We start from the raw sequence: 20,649 nt of genomic DNA, 5'->3' as shown, positions 1-20,649 counted from the left end.
GTCGACGGCGTCACGGAACTCACCGCCGATGTAGTTGCGCAGCGTACGGAGATCGGTCTTCACGTGTCTCCTCATGCGTTCGACGGGGCGGGAATCGCGTCGCCGGCGGGGGCGTCGCTGTGCTCGTACGGCTTGGCCACCCACATGTAGACCAGGCCGAGGCCGATCACCACGGCGGCGGCCAGCAGCACCAGGTAGTTGTCGTACCAGGCAAGGTCCGGGGTCCGGGGCCAGATCAGGACGACGATCGCGCAGATACCCCAGGCCACGGCTCCGGCGTTCACGGCCGTGCCCCAGCGGCCGAGGGAGAACTTGCCGCCGGGGTTCCAGCCTCGCAGCCGGGCGCGCAGCGCGGCCAGGACGACCATCTGGAAGCCGATGTAGATGCCGACGGAAGCAAAGGAGACGATCTTGGTGAGGGCGTCGGTGGAGAACTTCGACACGAAGATCACCAGTGCGGGTACGACAGCGGCCAGCAGCAGGGCGTACGGCGGCACATGGCGCCTCTCCGAGAACTTCGCGAAGAGCCGGTGCCCGGCGACCATCTTGTCGCGGGCGTATGAGTAGGTGAGGCGGCTGGCGGCGGCCTGGAGGCTCATCACGCAGGACAGGAAGGAGATCAGCACCACGCACAGCACGACCCGCACTCCGGTCGTACCGAAGGCGTCGGTCAGGGCGGTGGCCACCGGGTCGGCATCCTTGCCGCTGACGACGGCGCCCATGTCGGGGACCGCCAGCAACAGCGCCAGGGCGACGAAGGTGGCCGCCGCGCCGCCGATGTAGACGGTCAGCCGCATGGCCTTGGGGATGGCGATGCCCGGGTTCGCGACCTCCTCGGCGACATCCCCGCATGCCTCGAAACCGAAGTAGAGGAAGATCCCGATGAGGGCTGCGGAGGTGAAGGCGGTGAGGTAGCTGCCGCTGCTGCCCGCCCCGAAGGTGTCGAAGACGACGCTGAGGTCGTAGTGGCGCTCGGTGAGCAGCAGCCAGCCGCCGACCGCCAGCGCGCCGAGGAGTTCGGCGGCGAAGCCGACGAAGGCGGCATAGGCGACGACCTTGGTGCCCAGGAAGTTGATCGCCGTAGAGATGACGATGAGGGCCAGCGCGCACAGGATGGAGGCGTTCGTGGTGCTCTCGATGCCAAGCACCTGGGCAACGTAGGGAGCGGCTCCGTAAGCGACGCTCGCGATGGTGGAGAGCAGCGCGAACATGTAGACCCAGCCGGTCATCCAGGCCCAGCGCTTCCCCCACAGCCTGCGCGCCCAGGGGTAGATACCACCGGAGACCGGATACTGGGCGACGACCTCGCCGAAGACCAGTGCGACAAGGAACTGCCCGATACCGACGATGACGAGGGCCCAGATCATCGGCGGTCCGGCGGTGGCCAGCGAGGAGGCGAAGAGTGTGTAGACGCCGACGACGGGCGACAGGTAGGTGAATCCGAGCGAGAGGTTCGCCCAGAGCCCCATCTCCCGCTTGAACTCGGAGGTGTAGCCGAGGGCCGCGAGCTGGGCCGCGTCCTCGTCCACAGCCTCACCTCTGGCGGTGTGTATGTCAGTGCTTTCCTGTGACATGGCTGGTCCCTTCAGATACGGCCGGTGGAAGCGGTGTCCGAGGACAGCCGCTGGGCGAGATAGATCGGTACGACGGACAGCAGGACCAGGACCGCGGCGACGACATTGACCACAGGCGCCTGCTGGGGGCGGGCCATGTTGGCGAAGATCCAGACCGGGAGGGTCTCGACGCCCGGACCGGCGGTGAACGTGGTCACGACGATCTCGTCGAAGGACAGGGCGAACGCCAGCAACCCGCCGGCCACCAGCGCGGAACGCACCAGCGGGAAGGTGACGTCGAGGAACGTACGGAAGGTGTGGGCCCCGAGATCCGCCGCGGCCTCCTCGTACGAGCCGGGCATCCGCCGCAGCCGGGCGAGCACGTTGTTGAAGACCACGACGATGCAGAAGGTGGCGTGTCCGACCACGACGGTGAACATGCCCAGCCCGACACCGAGCGGTTCCAGGACCGTGCGGAACGCGGTGTTGAGCGCGACGCCGGTGACGATGCCGGGCAGTGCGATCGGCAGGACGACCACGAAGGAGATGGCCTCGCGGCCGAAGAACCTGTACCGCTGGACGGCGAACGCGATGAGTGTGCCGAGGACCAGGGCGATGGCGGTGGCGCCGAGGCCGGCCCGGACCGAGGTCCACAGCGCGGCGCGCGCGCCCGTGTTGTGCCAGGCGTCGCCCCACCAGTGGAAGGTGAGACCGGGTGGTGGCCAGCTCGAACTGCGTTCGGGGTTGAGGGAGTTGACCAGGACCAGCAGCAACGGGACGTAGATGACCGCGAAGCCGAGGCAGGCGGCGATGCGCAGCGCGACCCGCGCGGAGAGGGAGAGTTGCATGACGGGGGAGGCTCCTCGGTGACTTCAGAGGCTGCTCAGCGCACCGGTGCGACGCACGGCGAGCAGATAGAGCACGATGATCACCACGGGTACGGTGCCGAGCGCGGCGGCCAGCGGCAGGTCGAGGGTGATGTTGGAGTAGATGAGATTGCCGAGGAGTTGGGTCTTGCCGCCGACGATCTGGACCGAGATGTAGTCACCGAGGCTGAGCGAGAAGGTGAAGACCGATCCCGCGGCCACCGACGGCAGGACTATCGGCAGCACCACGGAGCGGAAGGTGCGTCCGGCGCGGGCGCCGAGGTCGGCGGAGGCGTCCAGCAGGTTGGTCGGGAGCTGCTCCAGCCCGGCATGGATCGGCAGGATCATGTACGGCAGCCACAGGTACGTCAGGACCATGACGGTGGCGGTCAGCCCGTAGCCGGGTCCTTCGAGCCCCAGCGGCTTCAGCGCCCAGTCGAGGAGACCACCCTCGGCGAGGATGAGCCGCCAGGCGTACGCCTTGACCAGGTAACTGGCCCACAACGGGGTGAGGATGGCGACCACGAGCAGAGGCCGCCACCTGGGGCGCGCGAGCCGGGCCGTGTAGAAGGCGATCGGGAACGCGATCACGGCGCACAGGGCGGTGACCGCGACGGCGACGCCGACACTGCGCAGCGCGACCTGGCGGTAGACGTCGGTGGTGAACAGCGTGGTGAAGTTGTCCGTGTTCCAGACCTTCACCACGTTCGAGGTGAAGCTGTCCGTGGTCCAGAACGCGGACAGGAACAGCACGGTGAGCGAGCCGAGGTAGGCCAGGACGAGCCAGGCGAGCGGCGCGGAGAGCAGCAGGGACAGCTGCAGCCGGGGGCGGCGGTGCAGGGTCCCGGCGAGCCGCCGGACACGGGAGCGTCCGACGGCCGGCACGGTGTGCGTCATCGTGTGTCACTCAGCCCTTGATCTCGGTCCAGGCCTGGACCCACTTCGCGTACGGCACGCACTTGACATCGGTACGTCCGTCGACGCACTGCTGGATGGGAGTGGTCCAGTAGTGGACGTTCTTCCAGTACGACTCGTCGCTCGCGTGGTACGTGGCGCACAGGCTCTTGTCGGCGGTCAGTTTGCAGGCCTTCGCGTTGGACGGGGCCTCGCCGTAGTACTCGGCGACCTGGGCGTTGACCTTCGGCGAGATGATCCAGTTCAGCCATTGGTAGGCGCAGTTGGGGTGCTTGGCCTTGGCGGAGATCATCCAGGTGTCGGACCAGCCGGTGGCGCCCTCCTTGGGAATCACCGCCTTGACCTTGACCCCTTCGCTCTGCGTGGTGTTGGCGATGACCTGCCAGGTGGTGCCCACGACCGAGTTGCCGCTCTTGAAGGCGGAGATCTCCTTGAGGTAGTCGCTCCAGTACTCGCCGATGTTCTTGTTCTGCTCCTTGAGCAGGTCCACGGCGGCGTCGAACTGCTTTTGGTCCAGGGCATAGGGGTTCTTGATGCCCAGCGACGGCTTGGTCTTCATCAGGTAGAGCGCGGCGTCCGCGATGTAGATCGGGGAGTCGTACGCGGTGACCTTGCCTTTGTACGCCGACGACTTGTCGAAGACGGCGGACCAGGAGGTGGGGGCGGGCTTGACCTTCTCGGTGTTGTACATGAGGAGGTTGGCGCCGCGGCCGTGCGGGACGCCGTAGTTGACGCCCTTGACGGTGTTCCAGGCTTGGTTCTTGAGACCGGCGAAGACGTCTTTGTAGTTGGCGATCAGGCTGGTGTTGACCGGGGCCGCGTCGCCGGAGGCTATGAGGCGCAGCGAGGCGTCGCCCGAGGCCGACACGGCGTCGTACTGGCCGGTCTTCATCAGGCTGACCATCTCGTCGGAGGAGGCGGCCGTCTTGCTCTTGACCTGACAGCCGGTCTGCTTCTCGAAGCCGGAGACCCAGTCGACCTTCGGATCGTCGGAACCGTCCTCGACATAGCCGGCCCAGGCGATCAGATTGACCTGGCCCTCGCTCTTGCCGAGCTTCGACTGCGCCTTGAGGTCCGGCGGGTTGAGGCCCGACGAAGCGGAGCCTGAGCTGCCCGACGAGCCGCAGGCGGCGGTGAGGAGCAGGACGCCGACCGCGAGGGCGGCCTTGAGCGAATGGGGTGTGCGCACGGGGAACTCCGCGAGGTGAGAACAGGGACGGGGGAGACGAGGGCTCTTACAAGGACGAGCGCTCTTACTTGGCTGCCAGGACCGTGTCCGGAAGAGCTTCCAGAACACGGAAGTTGTGACGGTGGTGCCACTGCAGTCCGACCCGGGCGCCGCGGTAGGCGGCGACGTCCTCGGACGAGGTGTCGAGGTTCTGCTGGAGGGCGGTGAGCCGTCCGCCGGCGTCGAGGTCCACCAGGAAACGCGTGGCGTCGCCCAGGTAGACGACCTCGGCGACCGTGCCGACCGCGGTGGTGTGCTCCGGCGCGTGGGCGACCACCGGTTCCCGCAGGACGCGGATCTTCTCCGGGCGGATGCTGTACGTACCGGACTTGCCCACGATCTCCTCGGCCGCCTGACCGACGAGCAGGTTGGAGGTGCCGACGAAGCCCGCGACAAAGGGGCTGGCGGGGCGTTCGTAGATGCCTGCCGGGGTGCCGACCTGTTCGATGCGGCCCTGGTTGAAGACGGCGATGCGGTCGCTCATCGTCAGGGCCTCCTCCTGGTCGTGGGTGACGAAGACGAAGGTGATGCCGACCTCGCGCTGGATCGCCTTCAACTCGACCTGCATCTGCTCGCGCAGCTTGAGGTCGAGGGCGCCGAGCGGTTCGTCGAGCAGCAGCACCCTGGGGCGGCCGACGAGGGCGCGGGCGAGCGCGACGCGTTGCCGCTGGCCGCCGGAGAGCTGGGAGGGGCGGCGGTTGCCGAAGTCTTCGAGGCGTACATCCGCGAGCGCTTTGCGGGCCCGGGCCAGGCGCTCGGCCTTCGGCACTTTGCGGACCTTGAGGCCGTAGGCGACGTTCTGCTCCAGCGTCATGTGCGGGAACAGCGCGTAGTCCTGGAACACGGTGTGCACGTCCCGCTCGAAAGGCGCGAGGCGGGTGACGTCCTTCCCGGCCAGTTCGATGGTGCCGCCCGTGGGTGATTCGAAACCGGCGATCATGCGCAGCACCGTGGTCTTGCCCGACCCGGACGGCCCCAGCATCGAGAAGAACTCGCCGTCCGCGATGTCCAGATCGACTCCGGCCACCGCCTGCGTCTGGCCGAACGACTTGCGCAGGTCCCGCAGTCGGATGGCCTTCCCCTCGTTGAACTCCATGAGCGGGAACCTTTCTGGTGCTGTGGCTGGTGCTGTCGAGCGATGAACGTAAACATATGAAGTCATAGTTCAAATCTCAAGACCCCCTTAAGGTAAAGCCTGAGTCAACGATCAAGGTGGTGGCCGTGCAGCGAGATCCCGGCGATGCCCGTCGAGCCGTTTTCATGCCTGTCGACACGCAGGCCCGGGTGGATGCGGTCGTGCGGCGGCTCGGTGATGCCATAGAGCTCGGGCTCCTCGCCGACGGCGAGCAGCTGCCCGGCGAGGCCGACCTCGCGGCGCAGCTCGGTGTCTCCACCGTGACCTTGCGTGAAGCCCTCATGGCGCTGCGCCAGCAGGGCCTGGTCACCACCCGCAGAGGCCGTGGCGGCGGCAGCTTCGTCACCGTGCCCGACGGGCCTGCGGAGGACCGGTTGCGTGCCCGCCTCTCCGACTGGAGCACCGAGGAGCTCCGCGACCTCTCCGACCACTGGGCGGCCGTCTCGGGTACCGCCGCCCGGCTCGCCGCCCAGCGCACCGAGCCCGGGGATCTACAGCAACTGCGCCGTTCCCTGGGGGAGTTGATGGAGACTGCGGACACAGCGGTGCGCAGCCGGATCTACGGGCGCTTCCATGTGGAACTGGCCGCGGCCGCTCAGTCCGCCCGGCTGACCAGGGAGGAGGTCACCCTCCAGACAGAGGTGGGAGCGCTGATGCGCCTCGTGCTCGGCGAGGACGAGTACCTCATGGACGTATTGGCCCGTCATAGCGCCGTAATCTCAGCCGTGCATGATGGTGCCGACGACCGTGCCAGAGCCCTGGCCGAACAATGCGTGCAGACCTCCATGGCGCGCCTGATCGAACTCCGCCTCGGATCTCCCGACGGCGCGCGCGGTCCCCGTCCGAAGGAGGCCCCCCATGGGCAGCGATCATCGGCCGGCACACTCGGCGGCGGTTCTTGACGAGCTGACGGTCGCTGATGTGGCCGCCAGGGTCCGCGACGCACTCGAAGGGGTCTTCGACGCCGTGTGCCGGACCGGGGTGGACACGGAGGCGGTGCTCACCTCGGCCGGCACGCACGGCCGCCGCCCCGTCTCGGCCGACCTCGCCGCCCTCCGCCCCGGCCTGCATGCCCGCCTCACTCGGTACGAACTGGTCTCAGGGCTCGGCTTCGTGGCGGCGCCCGGACTGCTCGGTGACGTACCGGCCTGGCTGGAGTGGTGGCAGACCACCACGGACGGGGCCGTCCAGCCACTGCTGCTGGACCTGGACCCTGAGCACTCGGCGTACTACGACTACACCCACTGGGACTGGTTCACGCTGCCCCGCGACACCGGACAGCGGGCGATCGCGGGACCTTACGTCGACTATCTCTGCTCGGACGAGTACAGCCTCACCCTCTCCACAGCGGTGACGGTCGAGGGCCGTTTCATGGGGGTGGCCGCGGCCGACGTCTATCTGCGGCATTTCGAAGCAGGCGTCATGCCGCTGCTCCAATGCCTGCCGGAACCTGCCCGCCTGGTCAACGCGCGCGGCCGTGTCGCCGCCTCCAACGACCCCCACCACCTGGTCGGATCGCTCACCAAGGGCCCGGACTTCGCGGCGGTGCTGGCCGGACCGGCGACCGGCGCCGAACACGACGGGCTGCAACTGCGGCCCTGCGACGGCGTCCCGCTGATCCTGGTGACGACGGCACGCCCGGCAACGCTCTGACTTACCAGCGGCTCGGACACTTCCTGCTGTACGGCTCATACGCGCCCAACCGTCTCGCCTTGGCCCCGGCGCCGCGGTGTCTTCCTCGCCGACGGACTCTCCAAGACGGCCATGACCCCACGGCGACTGACGGACGCGAAGCCCGTCCTGCGGACAGGCGACGCGCCGCCAACGGTCACACCTCCAGTAGATCCCGGGCCTTCACCGGGAGCCCCGTCTCGAAGGACTGGTTCGCGGCCAGTGCGGTGACCAGGGACCGGGCCCCGTCGGTCGCGTCCGCCGCCCGGCCGAGCGGGTCCGAACCGTCGGTGGGCGGCCCGCCGAACAGGTCCTCCAGCATGCGCACATCGCCCCCACCATGGCCGCCCTCGCCCGTCGTGACTTTCACCTCGGTTGGCTGCTCCCAGAACCGGCGCAGCAACAGCTGCGTACGCCCGGCCTCGTCGCCGACCGCCGTCCCGTGCATGACCGCGCTCGCGCCGTCCGTCCGTGCCCGGGGCCGGGTCCAGGTGGACTCCTCGACGAGCAGTTCGAGGCGCCCCTGGCTGCCGTTGAAGGCGATCCGGTAGCCCTCCCAGGGGGCGTAGGCGTTGAGGTGGTACGTGAGGCTGGCGCCGGAGGTGTAGCTCACCAGCACCGCCATGTCGTCCTCGATCGTCACTCCCGGGCCGAAGACGTTCTGGTCGCGGTGGTAGCCGTCCTCGGCCTCCGCGTCCAGGTAGAGCGCGCTGAGCACGGGCGAGTCCGCCAGGCGTACGGCGAAGGGGTCGTCCTCGGCGGCGGGGGAGCCGTGGGCGCGGGCGTAGTCGCGGGCGAGGTTGCGGCGCCGGCCGGCCTCGTCGCCGTAGAAGAAGAGCCCTCCCAGTGCGTAGACGGTCTCCGGCGCCGTGCCGAGCCACCAGTTGACCAGGTCGAAGTGGTGACTGGCCTTGTGCACCATGAGGCCGCCGGAGTTGGCCTTGTCGCGGTGCCAGCGGCGGAAGTAGTCGGCGCCGTGGCGCAGGTCGAGGAGCCACTCGAAGTGCACCGAGCCGATCTCGCCGACCGCTCCGGACGCGAGGGTCTCCTTCACTGCGGCGTGCACCGGGTTGTAGCGGTAGTTGAAGGCGACCCGCACTTCGCGGCCGGTGCGGCGCTGGGCGTCCAGGATGCGGCGGGCACGGGGCGCGTCCGTGGTCATCGGCTTCTCGGTGACCACATCGCAGCCCGCCTCCAGCGCGCGCACGATGTAGTGGTCATGGGTGCGGTCCACGCTGCACACCACCACGAGGTCGACGCGTTCGCGGCGCAGCATCTCGTCGAAATCCTCGGCCGCGTACGCGGGTACGTCCGCCCCGATCCACTGACTGTGGACGGCCATGCGGTGGGCGTTGACATCGCAGAAGCCGACCAGCTCGACCCGGTCCGCGTAGGGACCGGACAGCGCCCGGGTGAAGAGCTGGGCGCGGGCGCCGAGTCCCACCACGGCGCAGCGGCGGCGGCGTGCGGTGTCGGGGATCATACGTTCTCCGTTCGGCGAGGTTCCGGGGCGTGAGGCGCGGGTACGGACGAGGGCGCGTCCCCGTGGTCGGGGACCGGCAGCCTGGCTCCGCCCTGCCGCGCCGACTGGTGGGCGATGATGCCCGGCAGGGTGTAGCGGGCGGCGACCCAGGCGTTGACCGGCGGCAGGGTGCGGGTGTTGACGGCTGTCACGAAGTCGTCGACGAGGAAGTGGTGGCTGCCCTCGTGGCCGTTGTGGACGTGGTTGAACTCCTTGGGCAGCCGGGAGCGGTCGTGCACCGGTGCCGTTCCGGAGACGAAGGCGTCCCGCAGGGCGGGGGCTATGTGCTCCAGCGAGGGGTCGTCCGTGGGGAGGGACCGGACGGGGCGCAGATGTTCGGTGACGTCCTCGACGCCCTCCTTGTTCTGCCACACGCTGTACGTCGCGAGCTGCTCGAAGCTGCCCTCGGTGCCGAAGAAGCGGAACCTGGACTCGCGCTTGCGGGAGGGGTATCCGACCCGGCGGAACTCGTTGATACGGAACGCTCCGCCGCCCGCGACCTCGAACAGGGCGGTGGCGTTGGAGAAGTCGTTGCCGAACTGACTGACATCCTTGTCGAAGACGCCGTCGTCGCGGTCGTCGGTGACACCGATCGCCGAGACGCTCACCGCGTGGGTGCGCCACGCGCCCAGCACCCCGCCGATGGAATGGGTCGGGTAGAGCAGCGGCGGATAGCTGGCGGTGGACTTCCAGTCCTCGCCGCCGCTGTACTGGTAGGCCTCGTAGAAGCCCAGGTCCATGTCGTGGACGTAGTCGCCCTCGGCGTAGAACAGCCGCCCGAAGCCGCCGTCGGCGATCCGGTCGCGGGCGTAGACGGTCGCGGGGTTGTAGTGGCTGGTCTCGCCCATCATGTACGTCAGTCCGGTGGCCCGTACCGTCTCGATGATGACGGCGATCTCCTCCTGGGTGACCGCCATCGGCACCGCCGAGTACACGTGCTTCCCGGCGCGCAGAGCCTGGACGACCAGCGGGCCGTGGGTCCAGCGCTGGGTGAAGATCGCCACCGCATCCACGGACGGCGACGCCAGCATGGCCTCGTAGGAGGGGAAGGTGCCCGCCAGCCCCTCTTCGGTGGCGACGCGCTCGGCCCGTTCGGGGATCAGGTCGGTGACATGGACGTCGGCGACGCCGGGGTGGAGGTGGAACAGCTTGGCGAACTGACCGGCGAACTGCCCGGCGCCGACGATGCCAAGGTTGAACGGCATGGAATGGCCCTTTCGGATGGGTCACTTGGGGACGTACGGATGGTCACAGCGGCAGCGGCCGCCACATGTCGGTGGCGGTCGCCGCGAGGGTGAGCGGCCCGAGGACGATGAGCAGCAGCACCGGGGACATGGTCAGCAGGACGATGACGGCGACCGCGGAACCGGCCAGCAGCACGGGCACGAGTGGCTGCTCCGGGATGGAGCGGAACGCCGCGACGAGGACGGCCCGCCAGGGCATCCCCTCCCGCCAACCGGCCGCGCAGCGCAGGCCCAACGCCGCGAGGACCGCCGTCGCCACGGCGAAGGCCGCTCCCAGCCCGGGGCCGTGGGCGTCCAGGGCGACGGCGTCCAGCCACAGCAGGGCCAGCGCGCCGACCGGGACCAGCACGACGACGCGCCCCGAGCGCAGCACCCGGCGCAGCGCGCCGAGCAGGTTCGCCGGGGTCACCCCGGGGCCGCCGTGGGCCTGTTCGCGCAGCACCGTACAGCCGGCCACCAGCGCCGGGTAGGCGGTGACCACCGGCAGCGAGCAGAGCAGCAGGAACACCCCGAGCAGCAGGCAGTCCGCGAAGAGGTGGAAGCGGGAACTACGCATGGCAGTGCACCTAGCCCTTCAGCCCGGAGGTCTGGACGCCCTCCACCAGCAGGCGCTGGAAGGCGAGGAAGAACAGCAGTACCGGCAGCAGGGCGATGACCGACATCGCGAACATCGGGCCGTACGCGGAGCTGTCGGTCTGGTCGACGAAGAGCCGCAGGCCGAGTTGCAGCGTGTACATCTTCGGGTCGGTGAGGTAGATCAGCTGGGAGAAGAAGTCGTTCCAGCTGGAGATGAACGAGAAGATCGTCGTGGTGACGAGGGCGGGCTTGAGCAGCGGCAGGATGATGTACCAGAAGGTCCGGTAGGGGCCGCAGCCGTCGAGTACGGCCGCCTCGTCGAGTTCGCGCGGCAGCGAGCGGATGAACTGGACGATCAGGAAGACGAAGAACGCCTCGGTGGCCAGGAACTTCGGTATGACGAGCGGCAGATAGGTCCCGAGGAAGCCGAGCTTCTGGTAGATGACGTACTGCGGGATGAGCATGACGTGCATCGGCAGCATCAGCGTGGCGATCATCACGGAGAAGTAGAGCCCGCGGCCGCGGAACCGGAGCCGCGCGAACGAGTAGGCGGCGAGCGAGCAGGAGATCACGTTCCCGACCACGGAGAGGCAGGCGAGCAGCAGCGAGTTGCCGAACAGCCGCCAGAGGGTCAAACCGCTGATCCCGTCCGCCGCCTTGGAGTAGTTGCCCGGCGTGAAGACCTTGGGGATGGGGCTGAGGTTGGAGAGGATCTCGGTGCCCGATTTGAACGAGGCGGTGAACAGCCACAGCACCGGGTAGAGCAGGACCAGGCCGATCGCCACGCATATGACGTGCCAGGCCAGCGAACGCGCGGGTATGCGGCTGCGGCCCGGGACCGGGGTCGTCGCGGTCGTCATCACGCATCATCCTGTCCGTAGAAGACCCACAGCCGGGCGCTGCGGAAGGCGATGTAGGTGACCACCGCGATGACGACCAGCAGCAGCCAGGCCATCGCCGCGGCGTATCCCATGTGGAAGTTGGTGAACGCCTGCTGATACAGGTAGAGCGAGTAGAAGAGCGTCGAGTTCGACGGACCTCCGGTGCCGCCGCTGATCACGAACGCGGAGGTGAACGACTGGAAGGAGTGGATGATCTCCATGACCAGGTTGAAGAAGATCACCGGTGACAGCATCGGCAGGGTGATGGAGAAGAACGTACGCAGCCGGCCCGCTCCGTCGAGGGCCGCCGACTCGTACAGCTCCTTAGGGATCTGCTTGAGCCCGGCGAGGAAGATCACCATGGGTGCGCCGAACTGCCAGACCGTCAGCAGCACCAGCGGGTACATGGCGTAGTCCGGGTTGTCCGTGAGGCCGCCGACGTGCCAGCCGAAGAAGGACGTGGTGCTGTCGGTGAGCCCCCCGGTGGCGAACAGCGACCGCCACACCAGGGCGACGCTGACGCTGGCGCCGAGCAGCGAGGGCGCGTAGAACGCGGCGCGGTACAGGCCGACTCCGCGGCTGGCGCGGTTCAGCAGCAGTGCGACGCCGAGTGCCGCCGCGAGCTTGAGCGGGCCACCGATGAGCACGAACTTCAGGGTGACTTTGGCAGAGGTGAGGAACTTGTCGTCCTCGAACATGTAGCGGTAGTTCGCAAGGCCCACCCAATGCGGCCTGGAGAACAGGTCGTAGTCGGTGAACGACAGATACAGCGAGATGAGCATCGGGCCGAGTGTCAGCACGACTGCGCCGATCAGCCACGGGGCCAGGAAGACGTGTCCCGCTACAGCTTGGGAACGACGGCGCCTGGACGGCGGCTCTACAGCGGAAGTGCCGCCACTCGGGCGGGGCATGGGGCGGGGCGGCGCGGTCGCCTGGGCCATCGGGGTCCACTCCTCCACGGTGAGGCTGGATGTCGGCGGCAACGATTGCACGCGGCCTTGCCATCGACAAGAGGTGTGGCAGAACTATGTCTTGCCTGCTGATCCGGCCGATCGCATTGACTGGAGCGTTCCGACGGGCGTACGTTCCCCGCCAGTTGGAAACAGAGTGGCAACGTTTGCAGCCGCTTTTCCCTCACCGTCGAGCGAAGGGCCGCGATGTCCGCAGCACGCCGTCCCCAAACCCCGTCCACCTCACCGGGACTGACTCGCCGTCGGCTCATCGCCTCGCTCGGCGCGCTCCCGCTGGCCGGTGCCGCCGCCGGGTGCGGCACGAGCGAGGCGTCCACCGGTGGCAAAGTGACGATCGACTTCCAGTGGTGGGGTTCCGCGGACCGGAACCTGGCCACCGAGAAGGCGGTCAAGCTCTTCGAGGAGCGTCACCCGCACATCAACGTGACCACGTCGTTCGCCGGTTACTCCGCCTACCTCCAGCGGCTCGCCACCCAGGTGGCGGCCGGCAGTGGTCCCGACGTCCTGCAGATGGACTTCGGCTACCTGCGTGCGTACGCCGACCGCAAGGTGCTGTCGAAGCTCACCGACTCCGTGTTCTCCACGATCTCCCTGAAGCGGATACCCACCATCTACGCCCGCACCGGCCTCGTCGACGGCACGTTGTACGGGCTGCCGACCGGCATCGCCACCCAAGCCCTGCTGATCGACGCCAAGTTGTGGGCCAAGGCCGGGGTCGGCGTCCCCAAACCGGGCTGGACCTGGGACGACCTGCTCAACGACATCGGCCCCGCGCTGAAGAAGGCGCTACCGGACAGGGCGCCGCTGACCGACTTCAGCGGCCACATCGAGATCTTCCAGATCTGGCTCGTCCAGCACGGCAAACCGCTCTACAAGAACGACGGTTCCCTCGGCTTTACGAAGGCCGACCTCACCCAGTTCTGGGAGTACATGGGCCGGCTGCGGGACAAGGGCGTCTTCACCTCCCCGAGCCTCACCGCCTCCTACGCCAGCGGCTCGACCGCCGACTCGCCGCTGGTCAGGAAGCTGTCGACCGGCGAGTTCTCGATCACCTCCAGCGCCTCGTCGTACTTCGAGACGTACGGTGCGGTGCAGCCCATCTCCTTCCCCACCCAGACGGCCACCTCGCCGATCGGAATGACCGGCGGCGCCTCGCAGGCGCTGTGCTCCAGCGCAAGTGCGCGCACAAGGCGGAGGCCGCACTGCTGATCGACTTCCTGCTGAACGATCCGGACGCGGCGAAGATCCTCGGTCAGGTACGCGGGCTGCCTTCGAACACGCGGAACCTCGCCGCCCTCGCCCCGGCCCTGACCGGCGGCGACAAGGCCGTCTACCAGTTCCTCACGTCGATCCAGAGCAAGCTCTCGCCCTCGCCGGCGCCGCCGCCGTCCGGCAGCGACGAGGACAAGCTCGACTTCACCAGCATCTACCAGGACATCATCTTCGGTAAGAAGAGCCTCAAGTCGGCCGTCTCCGACATGTGGGACAAGTTCCACACCACCGTCCCCGGGGGATGAGCCGGTGATCATCCGCGAACTGAGGGTCACCCCCGTCGCCTTCCGTGACCCTCCGCTCCTCAACGCCGACGGGGTGCACGAGCCGCACGTCCTGCGCGCGGTCATCGAGCTCGTCACGGACGGCCGCGGCGGCGAGGTGACCGGTCTCGGCGAATGCACCGGCCACGCCTGGCAGTTGGACTGGCTGGAGCTGGTCGGTACCAGGATCCGGGGCATGAGCGGATACGACACCGGGGCGCTCGCCCGGCTCGTGAGCGAGCTGCTGGCTGGCCGGGCGGACGGCGTCGACTACGGGCCGGACGCCGAGTGGCGCCGCTGGTCCGGCCGTACGCCCGGATCACGGGGACCGGCGCCGGTCCCCGCGCCCGCCTTCGACGCGATGCGGGTGTACTCCGCGATCGAGGTCGCCTGCCTGGACGCGCAGGGCAGAAGGGCCGGTGTGCCGGTGGTGGATCTGCTGGGCGGCAGAGTGCGGGACACGGTGCCGTACGCGGGCTACCTCTTCTACAAGTGGGCCGGACACCCGGGCACGGGCGACGACGAATGGGGCGCGGCCCTGGACCCGGACGGCATCGTCGCCCAGGCCAGGCGCATGGTGGACCACTACGGCTTCCGCTCGCTGAAGCTCAAGGGCGGGGTCTTCCCGCCGGACGAGGAGATCGCGGCGATCCGCGCGCTGCGGGCGGCGTTCCCCGGCCTTCCGCTCCGTATCGACCCCAACGCCGCCTGGACCCTGGAGACCGCGCTGTCGGCGGTCCGCGAACTGGACGGCGTCCTCGAGTACCTGGAGGACCCGGTGGCCGGGGTCGAGGACATGGCCGCTGTCGCCGCCGCCACGTCGATCCCGCTCGCCACCAACATGTGCGTGACCTCCCTGGAGGACGTACGCCCGGCCCTGGAACGGGACGCCGTGCGGATCGTGCTGGGCGACCACCACATCTGGGGCGGCCTGCGGGCGTCCGTCGCGTTGGGGGACGTGTGCCGGGCGGTCGGCTGGGGGCTGTCCATGCACTCCAACTCCCACCTGGGGATCAGTCTCGCCGCGATGACCCACGCGGCGGCGGCCACCCCGGCCCTGGGCCACGCCTGCGACACCCACTATCCGTGGAACGCGGCGGAGGATGTCGTGCTGCCCGGTGCGCTGTCGTTCGAGGACGGTTCGGTACGGGTTCCCGACGGCCCCGGTCTGGGGGTACGGCTCGATCGCGCGGTACTGGACCGGCTGCACGCCACATACCTCTCCCTGGGCCGCGAGCACCGCGACGACAAGGCCTACCGCCGCAGCGTGACGCCATGAGGCTAGGGGCAACTACCTTGCGGGGCAGGGGAGCTGGATGCAACGGACCGACATCCGGCGTCCGGGCCGTACCACTCACCGGACAGAGCCCTTCAGCGCCGCTCGACCACGGCCGTCGACCCCCGCACCACCAGATGCGTCGGCAGCACCCGTTGCTGCGGCTCCGCCCCCTCCCCGGCCGGCGTCCCCAGGATGCGGAACAGCAGATCGACCGCGGCCCGCGCGGCATGCGCCTTGGGCACCGAGACCGTCGTCAGCGGGGGCGCGGCCATACCCGACAGGGCGATGTCGTCGCAGCCGACCACGCTCATCTCGTCCGGCACCCGCACCCCGCGCGCGGTGAAGCGGCTGATCAGTCCGAACGCGACGATGTCGTTGAAGGCCACCACCGCGGTCGCCCCGCTGGCCAGGACCACATCGGCGGCTCCCGTGATTCCGCCGTCGAAGTGCGGGGCCACACTTCCCACGTGGATGATCTCGACCTTGCCGGAGTCCTCCATCGCCTTGATCCCGGCCGCCCGCTCCTGCGCCGTCCAGGTGGAGCGCGGGCCTCCCACGTAGGCGATCCGCCGGTGGCCGAGCGCGTGCAGATGGGTCAGGGCGTCGGTCATCCCCTCCACCATGTCCGCCGTGACGCTCGCGAAGCCGGGCTCCTTGCGGTGCAGCAACACGATCGGCTTCATGGTGAGTTGGTCGAGAGCGGCCAGTTCCTCGCTGCTCAGGTGGGGGGCGCACAGCACGATGCCGTCCACCTCCGGGCCCAGCGTGCGGATCGCGTCCAGTTCCAGGCCCTCGTCCCGCTCGGAGTCGCTGATGAACACCGCGTGGCCGAGGCCCCGGGCGCGGGCCTGCACGCCCTTGCAGATGTCCGCGAAGAACGGGTTGAGCAGATCCGGGACGATCACCCCCAGGTGGCCCGTACGGCCGGTGATCAAGCCCCGCGCCGCACGGTTGGGCTGATAGCCGAGCCGGTCGGCAGCGGCCCGCACTCGCTCGCGAGTGCTCTCGCTCACCGTCCCGTCGGGCGCGAGCGCCCGGGACACGGTGGACGGGGAGACCCCGGCCGTCCTCGCCACATCTCGAATCGTCACCTGCACGTGCCGAGGTTGACACCCCTGCTCACGGGCGTCAATCAAGATCGCACTCTCCGTGGCCCGAAGCGGCTTCCCCCAGTACAGCCCGAGGAGCGTCGAGCATGTCCCCGCACCCGCCCCGTCACCGCACCGAGGCCGCCGGCCCCACCGACAGCCGATACGGCCAGTACGACCAGGACGGAGATTTCCTCGCCTTCCTCGGCGCCGCTGCCGACGCGCGAGCAACGAGCATCCTGGAGAGCTACGCCGACGACCTCACCCAACTGCGCGACCAGGGCAAGGCGCGCGCCGCAGCCCGCTCACTGCGCACCCTCGCCTCCGTCCACGTGCACGGCGGATCGGTGTACCACCACGACGGCGCCCTGCTCGCCCCCCTCGAACAGCTGGCGGAAGGCCTCGCCGAGGAGCAGTTCGAGGACGGTCTGTGGGACCAGGGAGGCGCCCACTCCCCGCCGGACACCGCCTTCTCCGTCGTCGACCTCGCCCTGGCCATGGGCATCCTCGACCAAGACGCACGCTCGTCCACCGCGCGGCTGCGGAGCACGGTCGGGCAGATCCTTCGCGCGGCGGGTCCCGGGCTCGCGACCGGCGGTGTCCACACGGCGAACCACCGCTGGTTGGTCTGCGCGGCCCTCGCCCGCATCCACTCCCAGCAACCCGACCCGTCCTACGTCCGCCGGATCGACGACTGGCTCGCCGAGGGCATCGACCAGCTGCCGGGCGGCGAGTACAGCGAGCGCAGCCCCAACTACGCCGCGGCTGTCACCAACCCGGCCCTGCTGACCATCGCCCGCCTCCGTGGACGCGAGGACCTGTACGCGTACGTACGGGCCAATCTGATCGTCGGCCTGTTCCTCACCGAGCCCAACGGCGAGGTGGAGAGCATCCACTCACGGCGCCAGGACCAGACCGCTCTGCGCCCCCACCTCCCCGAGTTCTGGCTCCAGTACCGGGAGTTGGCGATCCGCGACGGCGACGGCCGGTTCGCCGCCGTGGCCACGCTCCTGAGCGAACGCGGCACGGATCAGACCTTCGGCGAGACACCGGTCGGCGACCGGCTCGCCGAGGTGCTGGACCGTCCCGAACTGGCCCGCCACCTCCCCGACCCCGCCGCCCTGCCGACGGACTTCGAGCACCATGACGACAGCTGCCGACTGGTCCACGTGCGTCACGGCCGGAACACCGCGACCGTCTTCGGCGGCACGGACTTCCCCGAGGTCCGGGCCATCTCCTCGGGACTGTCCACCAACCCGACGTTCTTCAGGATGCGCAAGGGCGCGGCGATCCTCGACTCCCTGCGGCTGGCCCCCCGGTTCTTCGCCCTCGGCCACTTCCGCGCCGAGGGCCTGGAGCGCGACGAGGAGGGATGGCGGCTGTACGCCGAGGTGCGCGGCGCCTACCACCAGCCGCTGCCACCCGGTCACCGACGGCAGGACGGCGACTACACGCTCACCGACGACGGTCGCTTCTGGTCGGCGATGGACTTCCCGCACCGCGAGCGGGAGTACCGGACGCTCCGTACGGAGATCCTGCTGCGCCAGACGCCGGGCGGCGGCTGGGACCTGGCCTTTTCCCAGACCGGGGCCGATGTGCCGTTCGCGCTGGAGCTGTGCTTCCGGCCCGGGGGAGAGCTGACCGGCGACGGCCTGGAGCGGGTTTCCGACGACACGTATCAACTGGTTCACGGCGAAGCGGCATACACCGTGGGCGAGGACCGCATCGTCCTCGGCCCCGGCAACGGCAAAGGCGGCAGGCAGCCACCGGTCGTCGACCCGGGCGAGCGCTACGCCTGGCTCGGCGGCTCCCTCACCCCGGACGGCATCCGCGTCCTGATCACCGGCCGTACGCCGACGCCGTACCGGCTGACCCTGCGCTGACTTTGCGCCGACCGGAGGTCCGTACCGTGTCCAGCCTGTACCGCAATCCCGTCCTCAACGCCGACTGGCCCGACCCCGACGCCATCCGGGTCGGCGAGACCTACTACCTGGTCGCCTCCAGCGGCAACCGCACTCCCGGGCTGCCGGTCCTGCGCTCACCCGATCTGCTCGACTGGGAGCTCGTCGCCCGTGCCCTGCCGGCACTCGCGCCCGCCGAGCACTTCGACCTCCCCCGCCACGGCGCCGGAGTCTGGGCGCCCGCCATCCGGCACCACGCCGGGCTGTTCTGGATCTTCTACCCGGACCCCGACCGCGGCATCTTCGTGCTGACCGCCGAGGACCCGGCAGGGCCGTGGTCCGACCCCTGGCCTCTGCTGTCCGGCCTCGGCCTGATCGACCCCTGCCCGCTGTGGGACGACGACGGCCGCGCCTGGCTGGTCTTCGCCTGGGCCAAGAGCCGCAGCGGCGTCAACAACCGGCTGTCGATGGTCGAGATCAGCCCTGACGCCCGTACGGTTCTGGGTCCACCTGCCACCGTGATCGACGGCGATGCGCTCCCGGGCTACTCCATCCTCGAAGGGCCGAAGCTCTACAAACGCGACGGCTGGTACTGGATCTTCGCCCCGGCGGGCGGTGTCGCCGGCGGCTGGCAGTCGGCGTTCCGTTCACGCTCCGTACTCGGCCCCTACGAGGGGCGCATCGTCCTCGCGCAGGGTGACACTCCGGTCAACGGACCGCACCAGGGTGCCTGGGTCACCTCACCGGAGGGCGAGGACTGGTTTCTGCACTTCCAGGAGCGTCCTCCTTTCGGGCGCGTTCTCCACCTCCAGCCCCTGCAGTGGGGCGACGACGGCTGGCCCGTGATCGGCGACGAAGGCCGCCCGGTCCTCGAACACCCCGTCCCGGCCCGGGCTCTGCATGGGCAGCCCGCACACCCGGCTCAGAGCGAGAGCTTCCGCGACACGCACCTGGGCCCCCAGTGGTACTGGCAGGCCAACCCTGACCCCGGCTGGCTCACCCTCGCCGGAGACGGCATCGCCCGACTGCGCGCCGTACCGAACGACCTCGGAAACCTGCGCACCATCCCCCAGATCCTGGGCCGGCAACTCCACGGCGACCCGTCCGACCTGACGACCTCCCTGCACCTCGACGCGACCGACCCCGGCACCCGCGCCGGCCTGGTCGTCCTGGGGGAGAACTACGCGTACGTCGGCCTCACCCGCGAGGCCGACGGCACCCGGGTGGAGGCCCGCACGTACACCCCCGGTGAGGGCGAGACCGTCCGCTTCAGCGCTCCTGTCCCGGGCCCCGCCACCCGGGTCCAACTCCGGGTCTCCTCCACCGACGAAGGCCTGTGCACCTTCCGCTTCCGCACCACCCCCGGCGGGGAATGGACCACCGCCCTCGACGGCTTCCAAGCCCTCCCCGCCCTGTGGACCTCGGCCGAACTCGGCCTCTTCGCCACCGCGCCACCCGGCACCCCCGGCACCGGTCAGGCGTTCTTCGGCGCGGTCGGGGCCCCTGAAAAGGCCGTTCGCGAGCCCCGCCCACTCCTGGACACCGGGAGCGCACCTCATGTCGGCGTGACGGAACGGTCGATCAGACGGTGAGTTCCTTGGTGATGCGGTCGAGCATGAAGGTCGAGGACTCGCGGGCGCGTTCCTCCCAGGCGAAGACGCAGGCGGTGGCGACGCCGTCGAAGTTGAGTTCGCGGAGGGTGCCGAAGAAGGCGTCCCAGTCGACTTCGCCTTGGTCGATGTCGAGGTGCTGGTGGATGCGGGCGGTGGTGCCGGGCGGGTTGAGGATGTAACGCAGACCGCTGGAGCCCTTGTGGTTGAAGGAGTCCGCGATGTGCACGTGCTGGAGCTTGTCGCCCGCGTAGCGCATCATCGCCGCGATGTCCGCCGTCGGGTCGGAGCCCGAGAGGTGGAAGGAGTGCGGGGCGCAGTAGAGGTAGTTCACCCAGGGTTTGTTGATGGCGCGGACGAGGTCGACGGCGGGGGTGTTCTCCTCGCAGAAGTCGTCCGGGTGGGCCTCCAGGTTGAGGGCGATGCCCTCCCGCTCGAAGACCGGGAGCAGTTCCTCCAGCGAGCGCCAGAAGGCGGCTTCGCTCTCGGCGGCGCGTTCGGGGCGGCCGTTGAACTCCGAGTTCATCAGGGGGCATTCGAGGTCGGCGGTGATTTCGATCATCCGCTTCCAGTAGTGGACGGCGGTCTGTCGCTCGGTCTCGTCGGGCGAGGACCACTTGTACAGGGGGAGTACGGAGGACAGCTTCACCCCGTGCGTGCGCAGGGAGTTCTTC

At 69.2% G+C, this 20,649-nt stretch carries 19 protein-coding genes; 7 read left to right on the top strand and 12 right to left on the bottom strand.

What is annotated here, in order from left to right:
* Positions 1 to 71: 71 nt before the first annotated feature.
* The 5 genes from ACFWP5_RS43925 to ACFWP5_RS43905 form a co-directional block, all read right to left on the bottom strand.
* On the bottom strand, positions 72 to 1,430 hold the full coding sequence (locus ACFWP5_RS43925) for an APC family permease (RefSeq protein WP_384170376.1): 1,359 nt from the start codon (positions 1,428 to 1,430) through the stop codon (positions 72 to 74).
* A gap of 155 nt (positions 1,431 to 1,585) precedes the next feature.
* On the bottom strand, positions 1,586 to 2,401 hold the full coding sequence (locus ACFWP5_RS43920) for an ABC transporter permease (RefSeq protein WP_384170374.1): 816 nt from the start codon (positions 2,399 to 2,401) through the stop codon (positions 1,586 to 1,588).
* Positions 2,402 to 2,425: 24 nt separating this feature from the next.
* Positions 2,426 to 3,316 (bottom strand): ABC transporter permease, encoded by an 891-nt coding sequence (locus tag ACFWP5_RS43915; protein ID WP_384170372.1) that lies wholly within the window; start codon positions 3,314 to 3,316, stop codon positions 2,426 to 2,428.
* Between the two features lie 10 nt (positions 3,317 to 3,326).
* The gene (locus ACFWP5_RS43910; RefSeq protein WP_384170370.1) at positions 3,327 to 4,523 is read right to left on the bottom strand and encodes an ABC transporter substrate-binding protein; all 1,197 of its coding nucleotides are present in this window, start codon (positions 4,521 to 4,523) and stop codon (positions 3,327 to 3,329) included.
* A 64-nt stretch (positions 4,524 to 4,587) separates the two neighbouring features.
* Positions 4,588 to 5,658, bottom strand: a complete 1,071-nt coding sequence (locus ACFWP5_RS43905) for an ABC transporter ATP-binding protein (RefSeq protein WP_384170368.1) — start codon at positions 5,656 to 5,658, stop codon at positions 4,588 to 4,590.
* A 164-nt stretch (positions 5,659 to 5,822) separates the two neighbouring features.
* Here ACFWP5_RS43905 and ACFWP5_RS43900 point away from each other — a divergent pair, with 164 nt between their 5' ends.
* The gene (locus ACFWP5_RS43900) at positions 5,823 to 6,599 is read left to right on the top strand and encodes a FadR/GntR family transcriptional regulator (protein WP_384170366.1); all 777 of its coding nucleotides are present in this window, start codon (positions 5,823 to 5,825) and stop codon (positions 6,597 to 6,599) included.
* Positions 6,556 to 7,350: a cache domain-containing protein gene (locus tag ACFWP5_RS43895; RefSeq protein WP_384170364.1), complete on the top strand. Its 795-nt coding sequence runs from the start codon at positions 6,556 to 6,558 to the stop codon at positions 7,348 to 7,350. The genes ACFWP5_RS43900 and ACFWP5_RS43895 overlap by 44 nt, the downstream gene beginning before the upstream one ends.
* A 175-nt stretch (positions 7,351 to 7,525) precedes the next feature.
* Here the strand turns inward: ACFWP5_RS43895 and ACFWP5_RS43890 are convergent, their stop codons facing one another.
* Genes ACFWP5_RS43890 through ACFWP5_RS43870 form a run of 5 tightly spaced genes read right to left on the bottom strand, consistent with a single transcriptional unit; the run spans position 7,526 to position 12,532 of the window.
* A complete protein-coding gene (locus ACFWP5_RS43890; protein WP_384170362.1) occupies positions 7,526 to 8,851 on the bottom strand; it encodes a Gfo/Idh/MocA family protein in 1,326 nt (441 codons plus the stop codon).
* The gene (locus tag ACFWP5_RS43885; protein WP_384170360.1) at positions 8,848 to 10,095 is read right to left on the bottom strand and encodes a Gfo/Idh/MocA family protein; all 1,248 of its coding nucleotides are present in this window, start codon (positions 10,093 to 10,095) and stop codon (positions 8,848 to 8,850) included. The genes ACFWP5_RS43890 and ACFWP5_RS43885 overlap by 4 nt, the downstream gene beginning before the upstream one ends.
* Positions 10,096 to 10,138: 43 nt before the next feature.
* Positions 10,139 to 10,690, bottom strand: a complete 552-nt coding sequence (locus ACFWP5_RS43880) for a hypothetical protein (protein WP_384170358.1) — start codon at positions 10,688 to 10,690, stop codon at positions 10,139 to 10,141.
* A gap of 10 nt (positions 10,691 to 10,700) precedes the next feature.
* On the bottom strand, positions 10,701 to 11,570 hold the full coding sequence (locus ACFWP5_RS43875; protein ID WP_384170356.1) for a carbohydrate ABC transporter permease: 870 nt from the start codon (positions 11,568 to 11,570) through the stop codon (positions 10,701 to 10,703).
* Positions 11,570 to 12,532: a carbohydrate ABC transporter permease gene (locus tag ACFWP5_RS43870; protein WP_384170355.1), complete on the bottom strand. Its 963-nt coding sequence runs from the start codon at positions 12,530 to 12,532 to the stop codon at positions 11,570 to 11,572. The genes ACFWP5_RS43875 and ACFWP5_RS43870 overlap by 1 nt, the downstream gene beginning before the upstream one ends.
* A gap of 216 nt (positions 12,533 to 12,748) precedes the next feature.
* Here ACFWP5_RS43870 and ACFWP5_RS43865 point away from each other — a divergent pair, with 216 nt between their 5' ends.
* The 3 genes from ACFWP5_RS43865 to ACFWP5_RS43855 are packed head-to-tail and all read left to right on the top strand — an operon-like array spanning position 12,749 to position 15,376.
* Positions 12,749 to 13,771 (top strand): ABC transporter substrate-binding protein, encoded by a 1,023-nt coding sequence (locus ACFWP5_RS43865; protein ID WP_384170353.1) that lies wholly within the window; start codon positions 12,749 to 12,751, stop codon positions 13,769 to 13,771.
* Complete coding sequence (locus ACFWP5_RS43860; RefSeq protein WP_384170351.1) at positions 13,726 to 14,079, top strand: hypothetical protein; 354 nt, start codon at positions 13,726 to 13,728, stop codon at positions 14,077 to 14,079. Before ACFWP5_RS43865 ends, ACFWP5_RS43860 begins: the two co-directional genes overlap by 46 nt.
* 4 nt (positions 14,080 to 14,083) lie before the next feature.
* Complete coding sequence (locus ACFWP5_RS43855) at positions 14,084 to 15,376, top strand: enolase C-terminal domain-like protein (RefSeq protein ID WP_384170349.1); 1,293 nt, start codon at positions 14,084 to 14,086, stop codon at positions 15,374 to 15,376.
* Between the two features lie 92 nt (positions 15,377 to 15,468).
* Here the strand turns inward: ACFWP5_RS43855 and ACFWP5_RS43850 are convergent, their stop codons facing one another.
* On the bottom strand, positions 15,469 to 16,452 hold the full coding sequence (locus tag ACFWP5_RS43850) for a LacI family DNA-binding transcriptional regulator (protein WP_384170347.1): 984 nt from the start codon (positions 16,450 to 16,452) through the stop codon (positions 15,469 to 15,471).
* A gap of 119 nt (positions 16,453 to 16,571) precedes the next feature.
* Here ACFWP5_RS43850 and ACFWP5_RS43845 point away from each other — a divergent pair, with 119 nt between their 5' ends.
* Both ACFWP5_RS43845 and ACFWP5_RS43840 read left to right on the top strand, forming a co-directional pair.
* Complete coding sequence (locus ACFWP5_RS43845; protein WP_384170345.1) at positions 16,572 to 18,347, top strand: hypothetical protein; 1,776 nt, start codon at positions 16,572 to 16,574, stop codon at positions 18,345 to 18,347.
* 26 nt (positions 18,348 to 18,373) lie between these two features.
* Positions 18,374 to 19,957: a family 43 glycosylhydrolase gene (locus ACFWP5_RS43840; RefSeq protein ID WP_384170343.1), complete on the top strand. Its 1,584-nt coding sequence runs from the start codon at positions 18,374 to 18,376 to the stop codon at positions 19,955 to 19,957.
* Here ACFWP5_RS43840 and ACFWP5_RS43835 read toward each other — a convergent pair.
* Positions 19,947 to 20,649 (bottom strand): sugar phosphate isomerase/epimerase family protein (locus ACFWP5_RS43835; RefSeq protein WP_384170342.1); only part of this gene is annotated, 703 nt, incomplete at its 5' end. The genes ACFWP5_RS43840 and ACFWP5_RS43835 overlap by 11 nt on opposite strands.

The organism is Streptomyces sp. NPDC058469, from assembly GCF_042721125.1.
Classification (GTDB): Bacteria; Actinomycetota; Actinomycetes; order Streptomycetales; family Streptomycetaceae; genus Streptomyces.
The sequence above is the reverse complement of the archived record's forward strand: the minus strand, read 5'-3'. Positions and strand labels throughout refer to the sequence as shown.

Coding starts and splice junctions, on each gene's coding strand:
- ACFWP5_RS43870 (WP_384170355.1), bottom strand. CDS start 12,532: ATGGCCCAGGCGACCGCGCCGCCCCGCCCCATGCCCCGCCCGAGTGGC.
- ACFWP5_RS43905 (WP_384170368.1), bottom strand. CDS start 5,658: ATGGAGTTCAACGAGGGGAAGGCCATCCGACTGCGGGACCTGCGCAAG.
- ACFWP5_RS43875 (WP_384170356.1), bottom strand. CDS start 11,570: ATGACGACCGCGACGACCCCGGTCCCGGGCCGCAGCCGCATACCCGCG.
- ACFWP5_RS43885 (WP_384170360.1), bottom strand. CDS start 10,095: ATGCCGTTCAACCTTGGCATCGTCGGCGCCGGGCAGTTCGCCGGTCAG.
- ACFWP5_RS43895 (WP_384170364.1), top strand. CDS start 6,556: ATGGGCAGCGATCATCGGCCGGCACACTCGGCGGCGGTTCTTGACGAG.
- ACFWP5_RS43900 (WP_384170366.1), top strand. CDS start 5,823: ATGCCTGTCGACACGCAGGCCCGGGTGGATGCGGTCGTGCGGCGGCTC.
- ACFWP5_RS43890 (WP_384170362.1), bottom strand. CDS start 8,851: ATGATCCCCGACACCGCACGCCGCCGCCGCTGCGCCGTGGTGGGACTC.
- ACFWP5_RS43880 (WP_384170358.1), bottom strand. CDS start 10,690: ATGCGTAGTTCCCGCTTCCACCTCTTCGCGGACTGCCTGCTGCTCGGG.
- ACFWP5_RS43865 (WP_384170353.1), top strand. CDS start 12,749: ATGTCCGCAGCACGCCGTCCCCAAACCCCGTCCACCTCACCGGGACTG.
- ACFWP5_RS43915 (WP_384170372.1), bottom strand. CDS start 3,316: ATGACGCACACCGTGCCGGCCGTCGGACGCTCCCGTGTCCGGCGGCTC.
- ACFWP5_RS43920 (WP_384170374.1), bottom strand. CDS start 2,401: ATGCAACTCTCCCTCTCCGCGCGGGTCGCGCTGCGCATCGCCGCCTGC.
- ACFWP5_RS43845 (WP_384170345.1), top strand. CDS start 16,572: ATGTCCCCGCACCCGCCCCGTCACCGCACCGAGGCCGCCGGCCCCACC.